The organism is Alistipes sp. UBA6068, assembly GCF_949428155.1.
Classification (GTDB): Bacteria; Bacteroidota; Bacteroidia; order Bacteroidales; family Rikenellaceae; genus Alistipes; species Alistipes muris.
On record NZ_CASQFS010000010.1, the window covers coordinates 1 to 16,670 of the forward strand.

Here is a 16,670-nt window from a genome sequence, read left to right on the forward strand (position 1 = left end):
CGTGGAATGCAATTGCGTATGGGAACGGAAAGTATGTAGCAGTTGGGGCAAGTGGCTATATCACGACTTCGACTGATGGTGTGAATTGGACGACGCCGAAACAGATTATATCAAGTAGCATGTATCATGACATACATAGTATTCAATATGGAAATGGTGTTTTTGTAACCTGTGGCGAACGTAAGATTGCATATTCTATTAATGGAGATGATTGGACTTTAATATCACCAATCGTCAGCTATGGAAATCAGTACTTTGATAAAGTTGCTTACAAAAACGGTACGTTTGTAGCAAATTTTAGCAATAAATGTTTTAGCTCTGCGGATGGAAAAACATGGAACGACGGTGTGTCATGCGGATTGTTCAGTATCAATACGCTACTATCTACGAGTGACAAATTTATAGCTTTTTATAATCGAAAGATCGCAATATCACCGGATGGAATTACATGGACTACATCGGATACATCTGTACCTACATCTGTGCATGGTATCGCAGTTGGCAATGGATTGATTATTGCAACGTTTGCTCGAAATGTTTATGTATCTACCGATGGCATTTCCTGTGAACTAATCCAGTTGCCGAATGTATCTGGTTATATGTGCTTGTCTTCTTGCATTACATTTAATAATGGATTGTTTGTAATTACCGGACAAATGCAGAGCAATGCGAATTCAAGTCAATACGCGACATATGCAGCTACGTCTACTGATGGCAAAACATGGACTGAATGGGTGCACGTAAAAGACCCAAATGGTCAAGAACTGCAAAATAGAATATTCGCGATGATTGTTATGCCGTAATCTTCCAAATCAATAACACGATAAAAAGCGACCTTAATAGGTCGCTTTTTATTTGTATTATTCTTGGTACATCAAAGTATATAGATGGGATAGTCAATTTCAAAATATGCAGGCATATTTACAGAACCTATGTAAGCCTTACAAATGAACTGCAACGAAACGGCTACACGATAACCAGCCACACGTTCAGCGAGATTATAGAGAAGATAGAGAACAACGACAACGCACGTGTTACATTCAAAGACCTGTTCGATGAATACCACCGTCTGAAAACGACCAAGCCATTCTTTTCGCTGGAGAGCCACGAGGATTTATGCGCTCAAATAGCGATAAAATATCCATTAGTGAAACAGGCTTACGACGAGTTGGGAACAGACAAGGTGCAAGCAATGAAATACCACGTAAGTAATATTAAACGAGAACTGATGAAACGACAGCCAGCCCCGACCGAATATAAAATCGTAAAACTGGCAAACATAACCTTTCATAAACAGACCCCTATTGCCAAAAGCAAGGTTAAGAAACTGTTGCAGGGCATTTATGATGATTTAGGGATAAAGCTGACGGCAAAGGCGAGCGACCTCGATAAATGATACGAGGCAAAGCAGACAACGCCCAAAATCAATGGCAAGACAACGGCCTGCATAACCATTATTAGAGATAGGATGATTGCAAAGTAAAGAGCAATACACCAACCGAACACGCCGACTTAAAAACAGCCAGCGTGTTTTTTTATTCATATACTGCCCACGAACAAAGTAACTGACAAAAGCCCCCTCCCCTTGCTGAGTATAAAAACAAGAATTATGGACACACTATTAAGGGCGAAACGCATAGCCGATTTGCATGTGCTTTATGGACAGAACGAGGTGGTCGAGGAACTTATCCGAGCAGGTAAGATTGATGAAGAATACATGTATCCTTTCGTCGATACCGAAGACGAAATTTTCGAGTGGTGGCTGGTATCGCCTTACTTGGCACGAGAACTCAAAGCACAAAATGAAGTGGTAATCGACGCACTCGATTGCTATTGGTGGGGACGCACGACGAGCGGGCAGGCAATCTATATGGACAACGTAATACAGGAAATAGCAAGAGAGTAAAACACAGACCGCACTTTCATTTAAGGAAACCATAACTTACAGTAATTAGGGGCATTGCAAAACCATGAAGTTTTGGCAATGTCCCCTTTCTGTTTTTATGCTGGCGTAAAGCGGATAAAAAGGGGCAAGGAACAAATGCAATACGTTATTTTCTGAAATCCTGCACGCTTAACCTTGAAATCCTTACCCTCAATTTACGAATAACAAATTTCTGAATCCATACTACCGACTATTGCACGGAAAATCTGTTTTACTGAACTTTGCGGTATCCTAACAGCAACAGCACCCATAAGTAAGATGTTTTGCAATTTCCGCTGAATATGCTACTTTTGCAGTAACATATTGAATACACGGAAAGTGTAGCTTGTTTTCTGATTGCGAACGTAGGAAATTCGACAGAAGAGAGGATGGGCGAACATCTTGCCGCGTCATATCCATTCGTGGGTATAGGCGTGGGGCTGTTGCTTATTTAATCTTCAAGGTTTCCTACGACCTGCAATCATTGAGTAAGTTTTCAGCACCACGCTTTCTGTTTACTCAAATCAATCTTATTTGACAGTCGTATAGGTGCTGGTACGGCACTCTAAACTTTCATTTCTATGAAGAAACTTGGTTTATTCGTGGCTATCGTCACGATGGGATTTGGCGTACATGCCCAAACAACGCATGTGCTACTGCCTAATGGAAAGAACATTCCTGTCAGACTTACATCTGCTATTTACAGCAATACGAACGCTAAAACCCAAACAGTCCCAACTGCAATTGTGGATGCCGACATTAAAGACAACAACGGGCAGCATGTTTTGATACGACGAGGTACTCCTGTTGAGATTTCTGCCACAATTCAAAAAGCCAAAGGCGTAGGAAAAGGTGCTTATATCAAATTGGATTTTCTCTCCACCTATTCCATTGATGGGCAATACATCATGCTGCAAGGGAATCTCATACGGGAAGGGGCTGACCGAAAAGGCACGGCATTAGGTGTCGGTCTCGGTGTTGGTTTGACGGTTTGCTGGCCTTGCCTATTCTGCCTGTGTATAAAAGGCGAAAAACTGGTTATTCCCGAAAATACACTCGTGAATTACGTTGTCACGAACGACGCATATCAAGTCAATGTAAATTAGCTTTTCAGACTATTGATTTGTCAGCTTTACAAAGCCATATTACATAGACCTTAAATTTATTAAAGTCCATGAAAAAAATTTTGATAATGCTTATGGCAATATTAATTGCCACGAGTGTTTCCGCTCAAACCAGAACAGCCTATCTTGACCTTTACCAGCGCGGTGGAGGACGACACTTGAGAACAACATTGATGTTCGATGGAAAACCGATTTATATTGGGAGAAGAAATCTTGGCCAGACTCTGAATATGTTATCTCGATTGGGATGGGAAGTCGACCATACACTTATCGGAGCCAACCGCGTCCTGTTTCTTCCTACTCGTCATAAATTCCACATCATCTTAAAAAAGAAATATCATCCAGGAGAAGACCCGTTTGCAGGTTACCCGTTTGCAAAATCGCATAATTCACAAACGCCCTCCAAGGTGGAAGAAACGACAACTATAAAATCAATTGCAACAGTAAGTGAATCCACTCCTTTATTACTCAGTTACACCACATGCGACAATAACCCGATTTCAAAATATCCAAAATCTGCAACCAATAGCTACGAAAATGGAAAAGGTACGGTTTTCTTTCATGAAAGAGAAATAAAAACGAATGCTTTTCAACGATGCCTCAATATAGAAAGTATTGTTATTCATAATGGCATTACCTCAATCGGAGAGAGTGCATTCTACGACTGTTCCAACCTAACAAGTGTAACAATTCCCAACAGCGTGACGTCGATTGGAAGCAGAGCATTCGGCTATTGCACCAGCCTAACAAGCGTAACGATTCCCAATAGCGTAACGTCGATTGGATATGGGGCATTCAACAAATGCATCAATCTGACGAGTGTAACCATCCCCGATGGTGTTACGTCGATTGGAGAGGGTGCATTCTACGGTTGCAGCAGCCTGAAAAGTATTTATTGCAAGCCAACCAGGCCGCCAAAATTAGAAGATCTAACAGAAGGTATTTATCATTTCCCATACTCCGCAACCATCTACGTTCCGAGAGCTTCTGTCAATAGATACAAGGCTGTATCGGGCTGGAGGAACTACGCTTCACAAATTGTCGGATACGATTTCGATTAAGAACAAAAACTCAAATCATTAACCCTTTTTTTGCGGTACGGTTCAGTATCGCAGGAGAAACTAAAACGAAGAAATTATGGCACATGAAAAAGACATTGTGTTTATAAAACGCACCTTGGAGGCTTTAAGGCAATACGACCAGTACAAGGCAGACTTGCAACAAAGCTATGCCAGAACCTTATTTATCAATTCGTGTATAGGATTATTGATTATCCCTCAATCCAGTCAACTACTCAATAACCTTTCCAACGAAATTATTACAAAAGAAAAATGGGGAATCGACCCTCGGGATATAGAGGTATGCACTCCCAAGCCGACCGTCAAACATATTGCGAGACATTTGCGGAATGCAATAGGACACAACCGTTTTGAATGCGATTGTTCACTTTGCATTAGCAAACCCATCGAAAAAATTACTTTCAACGACATTGATATACGAAACGAAAAAAAAGTAACATTCAAGGCAATCATTCAATTTGAGGATTTCAGAGATTTCGTTCTTAAAGTTGCAGACCATGCGTTAACTAAGATGGTAGAAAAATAAATTGATTAAGGACAGACTTGAACAAACGGTCTATGATAAACCGCTTTGTTCGGGTCTGTCCTTGCAGTTTTACCAGATAACAAAGCAACACTACATTCTTAAAAGGAAAGAGTAGGAGAGAGGGAAAATTTTCCCACGCGATTTACTCGACACAAACGAGGACACACCTGGCACTTTTGCAAGGTTTGTCCTCGCTTTTTTGAAAAGATGAAGGGGTCTGCTCATCTATCATTATCACTTCAAACAATTATCAATTAACACATTACACAATCATGAAAGAACACTACATATTGGACTATGGATAGTCAACAACTTAACGCAATGACAATTAGAAACTTATAACACGATTTTATTCACTTGCAGGAGGTGGTTATTTCCCATAGACTTCCCATAACGAGTAAAACGGGATTGAAGAGCGCTTATAATATGCTGATTTTATGCATATTACACAAATAGCTCAGCGGTAGAGCACTTCACTCGTAATGAAGGGGTCCCGAGTTCAAATCTCGGTTTCGGCTCGAAAATCAAGCGATTGCGTTTTTAACGCAGTCGCTTTTTTTGTGCTCGGATGGCTGAAAAAGCACGAAAAAGGGGGTTCGGACAGGCAATGTTACACATATAATCTAAGCGCCCCGCACTGTTTGCCTAACGCGCAAACAAATGAAAATCAAAGCAATCTGCCGACACGAAATCATCTACAAAAACGGCAAGTCCCCGCTGGCAATCCGCTTTACGCATCAACGCACCCACAAAACCGTTTCGCTCGGCATTTCGGTAGAGCCGCATTATTGGGACAAAGACACGGAAACGATAGCGGCAAACTGCCCCGAACGTGCTACCTTACAAAGTCAGATAGACAACACGCTGGCAGGCTATCGCAAGAAGATTCAAAGGTTGGAAGCGTTGGATATTCCCGTGAATTTCGATACGTTGTTCGATGCAAAACAAAGCAATACGGCTAAATCGTGACCTAATTTTCAAAACCCGAAAACAGGTCACGAATTGAGCCCGAAAAACCTGCTTTTCATTGCTTCGGTCTCCACAACCCAAAAACGAAAAACCTTACATATCATTGATACATAAGGTTTTTTACTCTCTGTTGCCCTCTCTTTCAAAGGCCCTTTGAGCGGAAAACGAGACTCGAACTCGCGACCCCAACCTTGGCAAGGTTGTGCTCTACCAACTGAGCTATTTCCGCAAAACAAACCCCAAAACCCGGAGGAAACCTCCTTATTGGGACTGCAAATATAAACCGAAAAAATCAAACGACAAAATTTTTCGGGGACAAATTACGAAACCCCGGGGCTGAAAAAGACGAATAAGGCGGGCCGAGGACACAGCATCCCAAGACCTCAGAAACAAAACCGAATGCAGGCCGAACTTGTTCTCACATAGAATTCGACGAGCCGAACGAAAAGGGCCGCACCTAAAAACCGAAAAAATTGCCGGCCTCCGAAATCGGAAGCCGGCAATCCTCTTCACCTATTTTTATTATGAAATCTTTTTAGCGGACCTTGAACCCCTCGTCGGCGCGGACGGGGATAGGCAACTTGGCGTAGTAGCCGCTTTCGAGCTTCTCGCGCACGGACTTGAACGCCTCGATAGTCACCTTGACGTCCTCCAGCGTATGGGCCGCGGTGGGAATGACGCGCAGGATGATTTCGCCCTTCGGGATAACGGGGTAGATGACGATGGAGCAGAATATACCGTGATTCTCACGCAGGTCGACCACCAGGTTCGTTGCTTCGGGGACACCGCCCTTGAGGAAGACCGGAGTTACGGGCGAATTGGTCACGCCGATGTCGAACCCGTTCTCTTTCAGACTGCTCTGGAGCGCACGCACGATTTCCCACAGCTTCTGCTGGTATTCGGGGTGCTGACGAATCAGTTCCAGACGCTTCAGCGCGCCGATCACCATCGGCATCGGGAGCGACTTGGCATAGAGCTGCGAGCGCATGTTGTAGCGGAAAAGGTTGATAAGCCAGCGCGGACCGCTCACGAAAGCCCCGATGCCGGCCATCGACTTGGCAAAGGTGTTGAACAGCACGTCCACGCCGTCGACCACACCGAAGTGCGACGCCGTACCGCGGCCGCCCTCGCCCATCGTGCCGAAGCCGTGGGCGTCGTCGACCAGCAGACGGAACTGGAAATCCTTTTTCAGCGCCACGATTTCGTCGAGCTTGCCCAGGTCGCCCTTCATGCCGAACACGCCCTCGGTAATCACGAGCACACCACCGTTCTGCTCCTCGGCCAGGTCGGTAGCGTGCTGCAGCTGAAGACGCAACGATTCCATGTCGTTGTGTCCGAAGACGAAACGCTTGCCCTTGTGCATGCGCAGACCGTCAATGATGCAGGCGTGGGCCTCGGCATCGTAGACCACCACGTCACGCGGCGTGAGCAGGCAGTCGATAATCGAAATCATGCCCTGGTAGCCGAAGTTGAGCAAGAACGCGTCTTCCTTGCCGACGAACGCCGCGAGCTCGCGCTCCAGCTGTTCGTGGTAAACCGTCTGGCCGCTCATCATGCGGGCGCCCATCGGGGCGGCCATACCGAACTTGGCGGCGCCTTCGGCATCGGCCTTGCGCACCTCGGGCAGGTTGGCCAGACCGAGGTAGTTGTTCAGGCTCCAGTTGAGCACTTCCTTGCCGCGGAATACCATGTGGGGGCCGATTTCGCCCTCCAGTTTGGGAAACGCATAGTACCCGTGGGCGTAGCCCATGTACTGACCGATAGGTCCGCCTGCATTCTTTTCGAGGCGTGCAAAAATATCTACCATATCTGCTATGTAATTTTGGAATTTGTATGTCCTTGTTTCCGTGCCTGTTCGGCAGCGGCCCCGCAAAAATACAAATAAAACGGAACCGATGACCAAAGGTAGCCGTTTTTTGTGGCGCGAGGATACGTATTTATACTTATTTTAGCCGTTTCGGCATACCGGCCGGCACGAAACGCCCGTTTCCCGGCAAAGGGTTTGGGGGTTGTTCCGAATTTTGCTAATTTCGCATCATGACATCGCTTTTCCCCGACATCATTTTCGGGCCCGTGCGCTCGCGGCGGCTGGGTTTGTCGTTGGGCGTCAACCTGTTGCCCACCCGGTCCAAGCTCTGTTCGTTCGACTGCATCTACTGCGAATGCGGCTGGAACGCCGAACATCCCGGCGCGCGGCGCTTCAACGACCGCGACGACGTGCGGACCCAGCTCGAAGCCACCCTGCGCCGGATGGTCGCCGACGGCACGCCCCCCGACGTCATTACTTTCGCGGGCAACGGCGAGCCGACCCTCCATCCCGACTTCGAGACCGTCATCGGCGACACCCTTGCCCTGCGCGACGCCTTGTGCCCCGGGGCCAAAGTCTCCGTGCTGTCGAACGCCACACAGCTCCACCGCGACGACGTGCGGCGGGCCCTGCTGCGCGTAGACAACAATATTCTGAAACTCGATTCGGCTTTCGACGCAACGGTCCGGCGCATGAACAACCCGCAGAATGCGGCTTATACGGTTCGTGAGACGGTCGAACAGATGAAACGGTTCGAGGGGCGGATGATTCTGCAAACGATGTTCTTACGGGGGACTTGCGGCGGTGCGTCCATCGACAACACCACCGAGGAAGAGGTCGCCGCGTGGCTGCGGCTGGTCGGCGAAATCCGCCCCCGGCAGGTCATGGTCTACTCGCTCGACCGCGACACCCCCTGTCCGACACTCGAAAAGGTGCCGCGCGAGGAGTTGCAGACCATCGCGGTCCGGGTCGAAGCCTTGGGGATTCCCTGCTCCGTCGCTTGATTTTCCGGGTATTAAAAGGGGTAAAAGACAGCCTGTGCGCCGGCCCGAATGTATCCGCACCCATACGGCGGATACGCGTCCGGCACTGCCGCGCTGACACAAGCCTTGACCTGCCCCATTCCGGGCATGGCTGCCTTTTACCGTAGGTGCAGCGACAGGGTGACGCAACTCTCGTTTGCCATGCACACAGTGAAGACAAAGTTTCCCGCCGCTGCCGGCCGACCGATCGTATCCGGCAGAGCACAAAAAGAGGAAGACGCTGCCGATTTTATAATCTCAGGCTCTGGTAAACCTCGTCCACTAAAATACAACACACGTCCTCCCGGACGCAAATGGTATCTGTGGACAAAAATTTTACCAGAATTTAAGATTTAGATACAATCGCTTATAACGATACGAATATGTCAAGAACGCTGGAAACCCATCGGGTTTTACGGTGCGAATATACTGTTTTTCCTGCAAATAATAAACGGCAGCCCCTGTGAATCACAATAAAACAAAAAAGAATGTCTCTCTTATTTATAAGAATCTCTTACTCCCTCCAAATAACCTGCCGCATAAGCAGCATGGGGGCTCTTATGCCGGACCGTTCCTGCTTGGCTCTCGGGCAATAAATCCAAGTCCAGTGCCAATTGTTCTTTGCGTGCTCGACCGTCTGCATATCCCTTTTCATAAGCGCATCCTGCGCAACGATGCCTGCCTGCTCCGCCCTGATCAACCGGCAAATCATTATACTGCGGATCGTAACGATGTTGTTTTGTACAAGCCATAATCCAATCTTAAATTATTCTATCAAGCCCAATATCCAATTTATCCAAGAAATAATAGTCGATGCTCTGCGTCTATACGTCTGTTCAGAATCGATATTATATAATCGAGAATCGTGCATTATTTCAACTATTTCGTCTTTGGTCGGCACATTCCCCCGGTCGAAATATAGTCTTAAAACATTTCGGAATACCTCGTGAGCCAATATGAGCTTCACGAATTCCAATTGCCGGTCAATGATAGGCAGGTTAAATACACGAACACCCGCTCGGGTCAAAGAACATCCAATTTGTCCATTTTCACGAACGAACTCTATCAACCCCAAATATTTTCCTGCATTGGAATAATAATCCGTTTGTCTGCGATCGAAATCATAGTTCTGAGTGATGTCGTCTTTGCTGATAAACCCCTTTTGCTTTAACAATTCGCACAAATTAATAACCCGTTCAAAGCTATCTGCCTGAGGAAAAGGGAGTTCAGGTTCTTCTGCAATTCGAGTGTCATTCAGAATTTTCTGTATGATTTCCATATTAACCATTCCCTCCTGAACAGCATACTTCTTGTGTTTCACCAAACGAATGGAATTATACAGCTCGGGAACAACAAATTCATATTCTCGCAAATGAAAAACACCGTTGGAATATGTAAGAAAAATCGGACGCACCCGTTTCCGAATCTTATCGTTCCAAAGTCTGTATGGGTAATACAACTGCCGAATCAGGAAATCATCGGAAATATAATTTTTTGCTTCGATAAGATTAAGAGAATCATCCCCTTCGTAGCCTCCGTCTATTTCAACTTGCGAATTTTCAACATGTATATCGAAAGATTTTCGTTCCGAACTGATTGTGAAATCGAACAACAAAGAACTCATTCGTCCGCAAACTGTCGGGAATAAATTTTCTTCATTTGTAAAATCATGCAATATCCTGGAAGCAAAAGCATAATTTATTGCCATCGATTCGTTGATCATGTCCCTGTAATCTATACTATCCAAAAAAACAGGGGAATCAATCGGCGTGACCTCGATTTCATCCTTATTGAAATCGCAAAAAGTTTCAAAAGGTCCGATTTCATACGTGCCTCTGGATGTCGGCAGGATCGACAGCTTATGTTTAATGAACAATTCAGGCAATTGAGAACGATGATCGAACTTCGTCATCAAGCGGGCCTCCCTGAATTCATTGATTGCAGAGGAAGATATTGCAACGCGTTCGTTATTCGCGAGCCTATCCAAAATGCGATACCGCTCAAAAATACGTTCCCACGCTATATCGTTCTTCGATTTACTCATAATTCCTGATCAAAAACTCATCCACTTGTCCTCGCCCCGTTGGAACCGAATTTATAGCTCGGGAAGCCCTGACGATATGAATATTATACGCTGCATAAATTTCTCTTATAAAACCGGCCGCAGAATTCGATAGTAAAAATCTGATTCCTCTTGCATTCAAAGCATCGCAAACATTCCTCAGGCGGATTTGGTCTTCTTCAGACCAACCGCCCTGCACATATCCCGTAAAATTGGAGCTTTCGGAGACAGGATGATACGGAGGATCGAAATACACGAAAGCATTTGCAGGCAAATCGTTCAGGACCTGTTCGTAATCCTCATTGCGAATTTCTATGTCGGCCTTGTTCAGATATTTGCTGACGGCTCTGATGATCGGTTCGTTTACGATGTTGGGATTTTTATATTTTCCGAATGGCGAATTGAATTGTCCCTCACTATTCACCCGATACAACCCATTGTAACATGTTTTATTCAAATAAATAATCCGAGAAGCCCGTTCGATGTCCGTAAGCGTTCCGAAAACAGGTTCCCGGTCGAGAGAGCGGAGGGAATAAAAATATTCCGCCGTATTTTCATGTCTTTGCAGGTCTGCGATCAACTCTTCCGGATTGTCTCTTACGACCTGATATACATTGATCAATTCGCTGTTATAGTCATTTATAACAGCACGCTTAGGTTGCAGTTCAAAAAGCAAGGCTCCGCCGCCTACGAACGGTTCGTAATATACCGACCGGACCAAATTATCCGGCAGCAGCCTTTTTATTTCGGGAATAAGTTGTCTTTTCCCTCCGACCCATTTCAAGAAAGGTGCTATAAGTTTATTCTTCGCCATCGGCTGGTACAATTTATCGCTGAAGTATCGCCCGCAGGATGCTCTCCTCGTCGAAACCGCAGAGGGCGTAAAGCTGGGCCGGGGTACCGTGCTCGATCCACTCGTCGCCGACGCCCAGCGAACGGACCGAGGGCTTGAATCCGTGGCGGTTGAACCACGCCGTGACCGTCTCGCCCACACCGCCGCGCAGCGATCCGTCCTCGACGGTCACCACCCGGGCGAACCGTGACCCGACTTCGGCAAGCAGTTCTTCGTCGAGCGGTTTGGCAAACCGCAAATCATAGTGGGCCACGCTCAGTCCCTCGGCCGCAGCCCGTTCGGCAGCCCGCGCTGCCGCATGACCGACCGTTCCGACGGTCAGCAGCGCTACATCGCCGCCCTCGCGCAGGCAGCGCCCCTTGCCCGTGGGCAGCACCTCGAAAGGCTCGTTCTGCCACGGCGCTCCGGCTCCGTTGCCGCGCGGGTAGCGAATCATATAGGGCCCTCCCGCCTGCAAGGCCGAGTACATCATGTTGCGCAGTTCGCGTTCGTCCATCGGCGCCGCAATCGTCAGCGACGGCACCGTCCCGAAAGCCGCCATGTCGAACAATCCGTGGTGCGTCACTCCGTCCTCGCCGACCAGGCCGCCGCGGTCGAGACACAGCACCACAGGCAGATTCTGTATCGCAACATCGTGAATCACATTGTCATAGGCCCGCTGCATGAACGACGAATAGATGTTGCAGAAAGGCACCATCCCCGCCGCGGCCAGTCCGGCCGAAAACGTGACGGCGTGGCCCTCGGCTATGCCAACGTCGAAACAGCGTTCGGGCATGGCCTGCATCAGCATGTTCATCGAGCAGCCCGAGGGCATGGCAGGCGTCACGCCCACCACCCGAGGGTCGAGCTGCGCCAAATCGACAAGCGTCCGGCCGAACACATCTTGATAGCGGGCCGCCGCTCCCTGCGCCACGATGCGTTCGCCCGTCTCGGGGTTGAAGCGTCCCGGCGCGTGCCACACGGGTTTGTCGTGCTCGGCAGGCAGATAGCCTTTGCCCTTGACCGTCATCACGTGCAGCAGTTTGGGTCCCGGAATCGCCCGCAGCGCCCGCAGGGTCCGCACCAGCTCGGGCAGGCTGTGCCCGTCGACCGGACCGAAATAGCGGAAATTGAGGCTCTCGAACAGATTGCTGTTGTTGAGCACGCCCTGCTTCACGGCATTGCCCATCTTCTGACACAGCCGCAGCAGGCGCGGCGTATGCGACAGCACGCCCCACAAGCGTTGCTTGAGCCGGTTATAATGGACCGAAGTCGAGATTTTCAGCAAGTAATTTTTGAGTGCGCCCGTGGCCTGGTCGATGGCCATGTTGTTGTCGTTCAGAATAACCAGCAGGTCGGTACTCTTGCTGGCCCCCGCGTTGTTGAGCCCCTCGAACGCCAGTCCGCCCGTCATCGAGCCGTCGCCGATGACCGCCACGACCTTGCGCTTCTCGCCCCGCAGTTCGGCCGCCTTGGCCATGCCGAACGCCGCCGAAATCGAGACCGAGGCATGGCCGCCGCCGAAAGCGTCGTACTCGCTCTCGGCCATGCGCGGGAAGCCGCTGATTCCGCCCAGCCTGCGTTTGTTGCGGAACGCTTCGCGGCGTCCCGTGATGATTTTGTGGGCATAGGTCTGATGGCCCACGTCCCACACGATTTTGTCCTCGGGCGTATCATACACATAGTGGAGCGCCGCAGCCAGTTCCACCGCCCCGAGGCTCGACGCCAGGTGACCAGGATTGACCGAGCATTCCCCGATGATATAGCGGCGCAGTTCGTCGCAATAGGTGCGTAATTCCTCCTGCGTGAGTGTTTTCAGCTCGCGCGGCGAACCGATCCGGTTCAGTAATATGTATTCGTCCGCAGCCATGGATATGCAAAGATAGCGCAAGTCGAGAGCAATGCCAAATTTATTTGGCCATTGCCGAGACGCAGCCTATCTTCTGTAAAGATACGAATAAATAAGGTAAAAGTTGAAAGATGAAACGTGAAAGGTATTTCCGTCTGCATGTTTAGAACAAAGCTGAAGCTGCGAAAAGTCGGGCGATTTCGGGGCCTTTTGAAATATTTTCGCCGAAAATTTTTGCGAATCGCTTTTTTGTTGTACTTTTGCAATCCGTAAAAATGTCTGAAACGATAAAAATTAGATAGCTATGGCAATGAAGAGAACTTACCAGCCCTCGCGCCGGAAGAGAATCAACAAGCACGGTTTCCGCGCTCGTATGGCTACGGCGAACGGTCGCAAGGTGCTGGCAGCACGTCGTGCCAAGGGTCGCAAGAAGCTGACCGTATCGGACGAATCGACGTTCAAGTACGCTTAATTTTCCTCGGAGAGGAGAGTTTGCGGGCCGGCTGGAAAGCCGGCCTTTTTCGTGCGTGCCGTGGGGGCTTGGACGGGTCTTTCCTGGGTCTCGTTGCTGGAAAACCGGCCTTTTTCGTGCGTGCTGGTGTGGCGGGGGATGCGCCGCGGCAAAAAAAATCCCGGGGAGAAAACCTCGGGAAGCAAGGGCCGTCCGGTTGGGCGGCTTATTCGTTGTCTTTGTAGAGGTCGATTTCGCCACGCTCGACCTTGCCGTACATGGCGGCCAGTTCGGCGATGACGGGCGACACAAGGTCTATCGTGTCGGCCACGGCGGGGCGGTCGCCCTGCCCCTTGATTCGGTAGAGCATCACCGCATACAGCGCCCGGAAGCAGAGTTCCGTGTCGCTCATCCCCGGATTGCCCACCACCGACCGCAGGCGCGGCAGTTCGCTTTCGAGCCGGGCGAAGGTCTTGCGGTAGTGCTCGCCGACGGGAAGTTTGAGTAGTTGCAGATGGAGGTCGTGCAGGTCCTGAATCAGATGCAGCGTGTGCTCCAGATGTCCTTTTTCCTCCTTGCCTTCCTGGCGCAGCAGCCCCGCAATGTCGAGGTACCACATCAGGAATGCGGGCTTCTGTTCCTCGGTCAGTTCGGTCCGCGGGGCAATCAGCTGCGAGTAAATCGCTTCGGGGCTGAATTGCAGGGCCCGCAGCAGGTCTTCTATCTGCCACAGATAGAGTATGTATTCGGCTATGTTCTCCCGCCGTCGGGCTTGTGCGATATCCACTATTTAATCCACTTTTTCTCGGTCCGGTGCTTCAGAAAGTATTGCTGCGACTTGAGCAGGTTGCGCGATTGGAGCACCATGTTCTTGGTTTCGGTCAGAATCGTCAGATAGAGCATCGACGCCTTGGTGTTCGACTTGGCTTCGTTGATGCGCGTGAGTTCCGACTTGATGGCTTCGGCTATCGACTCGAAGAGCTGGTCGCGCAGCGAGAGCACCAGTTCGATGTCCGTGAAGTCGCCGTCGCGCAGCATCAGGTTGATACGGCGGTAGATTGCCTCCACGTCGTCGTTGATGGCCATCAGGTCACGGGTCTGTTCGACCGAAAGCCCTTCGTGGTTGTTGTCGATGTGCTCGAATGCCGGGCGCGTAATGTGGACCAGCGCCTTGGTCATTTCGTTCAGATAGTCCACCACCTGGACATAGTAGTGCGCCGTGTTGACGTCGCCGCTTTGCAGGCGTTTGAGCGTCGGCAGCAGCGCGTACTTGCGGTCGCGCGACTGGTAGAACAGGTCGTTCGATTCCTTGACCATGTCGCGCAGCACCTTGCGGTTTTCTTTCAGCACGGCTATCAGCGTGCGGTCGTAAATCTTCGTCGCGCTCTCCATCGTGCGGCCTACGTCACTGCGCAGTGTGGCTATGATGTCGTTGTTGGTTTCGGTTTTCGCTTCGGTTTCGCCGGGTTTGTTCTTTTTCGGGAAGCAGTTGCGGAACACTATCCAGCCGCACAGCACCGTCACCACGATGACGGTGACCGTCCCGCCGTAGATAAGCACCAGCCCCACGATGAACGAAATCAAGAATCCGCCCAGCGCCGTCACGAACCAGCCCGCAATGACGGTCATGACGCCCGAAATCCGGTATACGGCGCTTTCGCGGCCCCATGCACGGTCGGCCAGCGAGGAGCCCATCGCCACCATGAAGCAGACGTAGGTGGTCGAGAGCGGCAGTTTGAGCGACGTGGCCAGCGAAATCAGCAGGGCCGAGGTCGTCAGATTGACCGTCGCGCGAATCATGTCGTAGGGGGCTCCGCTGTGTTCGACGTCTTCGTACTCGAAGCGTTTGCCCACCGCCGCACGGACCTTGGCCGGTACGATGCGTTCGATGCCGTTGTTGATGTTCAGCGCTATGCGGACCAGCGTGCGCGAGAATACCGACGAGGCGTACTGTTCCTGCCCGTCGTCGCCCTGCGCCGAGAGCGAAAGTTCGGTCTGGGTCACACGCAGCACCGCTTCTTTCGATGCCCACAGCGCCACAATCATGATTATGCCTGCCATCAGCAGAATCGACAGGTTCGCCGGTACGTTTTCGGCCAGCGGTGTCATCAGCATCTGCGGGTCTCCGGTGGTTCGGGCAAACGAGTAGGCGTCGAATCCGGCTACCGGCACACCGATGAAGTTCACCAGGTCGTTGCCCGCAAAGGCCAGCGACAGGGCGAAGACGCCCGACAGAATCGTGATGCGCAGGATGTTGACCTTGAAGCGTTGGATGAAGAACAGCAGCAGCGAGCAGATGATCCAGCAGACGGTCAGCGACAGCAGCAGATGTTTTTCGATCAGTTGGACGAACGCATAGCCCGACAGCAGCGACCGCAGTCCTTTGAAGACGGCGAAATAGACCACGGCCGTGAGCGAAATGCCGCACCACAGCGAGCCGAAGCGCCGGAACAGGGTCGTATAGCGGAACGAGAAAATCAGTCGCGAAACGTACATCAGTATCGAGCCGCAGGTAAATGCGATGACCACCGAGAGCAGGATGGCCGACACCACGCCCATTGCGCGCGAGGAGTTGATGTATTCGCTCAGCGACCCGACGCCCACGGCCGGGTCGTTCGAGATTTTGTAGACCGATACGGCGACGGCCGAGCCCAGCAGGCAGAATATCAGCGATACGGTGGTCGACGTGGGCAGTCCCCACGAGTTGTAGAGCCCCAGCAGAATGACGTTGGCGAACATGACGCCTAAGTAGAGCATCATCACTTCGTGGAACGTGAAAAGTTGGGGGTTGAACATGCCGCTGCGGGCCACTTCCATCATGCCGCTCGACGTCACTACGCCAATGACGATTCCCACCGACGCCACCAGCAGGATGGTGCGCATCGAGGCGGCTTTGGAGCCGAGTGCCGAGTTGAGGAAGTTGACTGCGTCGTTGGTAACGCCAACGAAAAGACCGGAGACGGCAAGGATGCCCAGGATGCCGACAATGACGGTGTAGATTTCGCTCATGTTGAGGTTCGAGTGC

General features: G+C 50.2%; 16 protein-coding genes and 1 tRNA gene. 10 read left to right on the forward strand and 7 right to left on the reverse strand.

Going from position 1 to position 16,670, the window contains the following annotated elements:
* The 7 genes from QVG21_RS06920 to QVG21_RS06950 form a co-directional block, all read left to right on the forward strand.
* A partial coding sequence (locus QVG21_RS06920; protein WP_502871765.1) for a WD40/YVTN/BNR-like repeat-containing protein occupies positions 1 to 803 on the forward strand: 803 nt, incomplete at its 5' end.
* Between the two features lie 344 nt (positions 804 to 1,147).
* Positions 1,148 to 1,396 (forward strand): hypothetical protein, encoded by a 249-nt coding sequence (locus QVG21_RS06925; RefSeq protein WP_287923396.1) that lies wholly within the window; start codon positions 1,148 to 1,150, stop codon positions 1,394 to 1,396.
* Between the two features lie 213 nt (positions 1,397 to 1,609).
* Positions 1,610 to 1,906, forward strand: a complete 297-nt coding sequence (locus QVG21_RS06930; protein ID WP_251214432.1) for a hypothetical protein — start codon at positions 1,610 to 1,612, stop codon at positions 1,904 to 1,906.
* Positions 1,907 to 2,505: 599 nt separating this feature from the next.
* A complete protein-coding gene (locus QVG21_RS06935; RefSeq protein ID WP_251214431.1) occupies positions 2,506 to 3,030 on the forward strand; it encodes a hypothetical protein in 525 nt (174 codons plus the stop codon).
* Positions 3,031 to 3,098: 68 nt separating this feature from the next.
* Positions 3,099 to 4,109 (forward strand): leucine-rich repeat domain-containing protein, encoded by a 1,011-nt coding sequence (locus QVG21_RS06940; protein ID WP_287923399.1) that lies wholly within the window; start codon positions 3,099 to 3,101, stop codon positions 4,107 to 4,109.
* A 76-nt stretch (positions 4,110 to 4,185) separates the two neighbouring features.
* Complete coding sequence (locus QVG21_RS06945; RefSeq protein ID WP_287923401.1) at positions 4,186 to 4,653, forward strand: HEPN family nuclease; 468 nt, start codon at positions 4,186 to 4,188, stop codon at positions 4,651 to 4,653.
* A 660-nt stretch (positions 4,654 to 5,313) separates the two neighbouring features.
* Positions 5,314 to 5,622, forward strand: a complete 309-nt coding sequence (locus tag QVG21_RS06950) for an Arm DNA-binding domain-containing protein (RefSeq protein WP_287923403.1) — start codon at positions 5,314 to 5,316, stop codon at positions 5,620 to 5,622.
* A 156-nt stretch (positions 5,623 to 5,778) separates the two neighbouring features.
* On the opposite strand, the gene QVG21_RS06955 is transcribed toward QVG21_RS06950, so the two are convergent.
* Both QVG21_RS06955 and QVG21_RS06960 read right to left on the reverse strand, forming a co-directional pair.
* Positions 5,779 to 5,851: transfer RNA gene (locus QVG21_RS06955), tRNA-Gly, on the reverse strand.
* Between the two features lie 306 nt (positions 5,852 to 6,157).
* Positions 6,158 to 7,429: an aminotransferase class I/II-fold pyridoxal phosphate-dependent enzyme gene (locus QVG21_RS06960; RefSeq protein WP_251214407.1), complete on the reverse strand. Its 1,272-nt coding sequence runs from the start codon at positions 7,427 to 7,429 to the stop codon at positions 6,158 to 6,160.
* A 230-nt stretch (positions 7,430 to 7,659) separates the two neighbouring features.
* Between QVG21_RS06960 and QVG21_RS06965 the strand changes: the two genes are divergently transcribed.
* Together QVG21_RS06965 and QVG21_RS06970 are read left to right on the forward strand one after the other, a co-directional pair.
* A complete protein-coding gene (locus QVG21_RS06965; protein ID WP_287923405.1) occupies positions 7,660 to 8,433 on the forward strand; it encodes a radical SAM protein in 774 nt (257 codons plus the stop codon).
* A 481-nt stretch (positions 8,434 to 8,914) separates the two neighbouring features.
* On the forward strand, positions 8,915 to 9,205 hold the full coding sequence (locus QVG21_RS06970) for a hypothetical protein (RefSeq protein WP_287923407.1): 291 nt from the start codon (positions 8,915 to 8,917) through the stop codon (positions 9,203 to 9,205).
* A 12-nt stretch (positions 9,206 to 9,217) separates the two neighbouring features.
* Here the strand turns inward: QVG21_RS06970 and QVG21_RS06975 are convergent, their stop codons facing one another.
* From QVG21_RS06975 to dxs, 3 genes are read right to left on the reverse strand one after another with little or no spacing between them, the layout of a single operon-like run.
* Positions 9,218 to 10,495, reverse strand: a complete 1,278-nt coding sequence (locus tag QVG21_RS06975) for a type II restriction enzyme (protein WP_287923409.1) — start codon at positions 10,493 to 10,495, stop codon at positions 9,218 to 9,220.
* Positions 10,488 to 11,327, reverse strand: coding sequence for a DNA adenine methylase (locus tag QVG21_RS06980; protein ID WP_287923411.1), 840 nt, complete (start codon positions 11,325 to 11,327; stop codon positions 10,488 to 10,490). Before QVG21_RS06980 ends, QVG21_RS06975 begins: the two co-directional genes overlap by 8 nt.
* A 13-nt stretch (positions 11,328 to 11,340) precedes the next feature.
* Positions 11,341 to 13,215 (reverse strand): 1-deoxy-D-xylulose-5-phosphate synthase, encoded by a 1,875-nt coding sequence (gene dxs / locus QVG21_RS06985; protein WP_287923414.1) that lies wholly within the window; start codon positions 13,213 to 13,215, stop codon positions 11,341 to 11,343.
* Between the two features lie 289 nt (positions 13,216 to 13,504).
* Between dxs and rpmH the strand changes: the two genes are divergently transcribed.
* Positions 13,505 to 13,666: a 50S ribosomal protein L34 gene (gene rpmH / locus QVG21_RS06990; protein ID WP_010261331.1), complete on the forward strand. Its 162-nt coding sequence runs from the start codon at positions 13,505 to 13,507 to the stop codon at positions 13,664 to 13,666.
* 205 nt (positions 13,667 to 13,871) lie between these two features.
* Here the strand turns inward: rpmH and QVG21_RS06995 are convergent, their stop codons facing one another.
* Both QVG21_RS06995 and QVG21_RS07000 read right to left on the reverse strand, forming a co-directional pair.
* Positions 13,872 to 14,432 (reverse strand): DUF4924 family protein, encoded by a 561-nt coding sequence (locus QVG21_RS06995; RefSeq protein ID WP_251214442.1) that lies wholly within the window; start codon positions 14,430 to 14,432, stop codon positions 13,872 to 13,874.
* Positions 14,432 to 16,654 carry an inorganic phosphate transporter gene (locus tag QVG21_RS07000; RefSeq protein ID WP_287923417.1) on the reverse strand — a complete coding sequence of 741 codons (2,223 nt, stop codon included), beginning with the start codon at positions 16,652 to 16,654 and terminating at the stop codon, positions 14,432 to 14,434. Before QVG21_RS07000 ends, QVG21_RS06995 begins: the two co-directional genes overlap by 1 nt.
* Between the last annotated feature and the right edge of the window lie 16 nt (positions 16,655 to 16,670).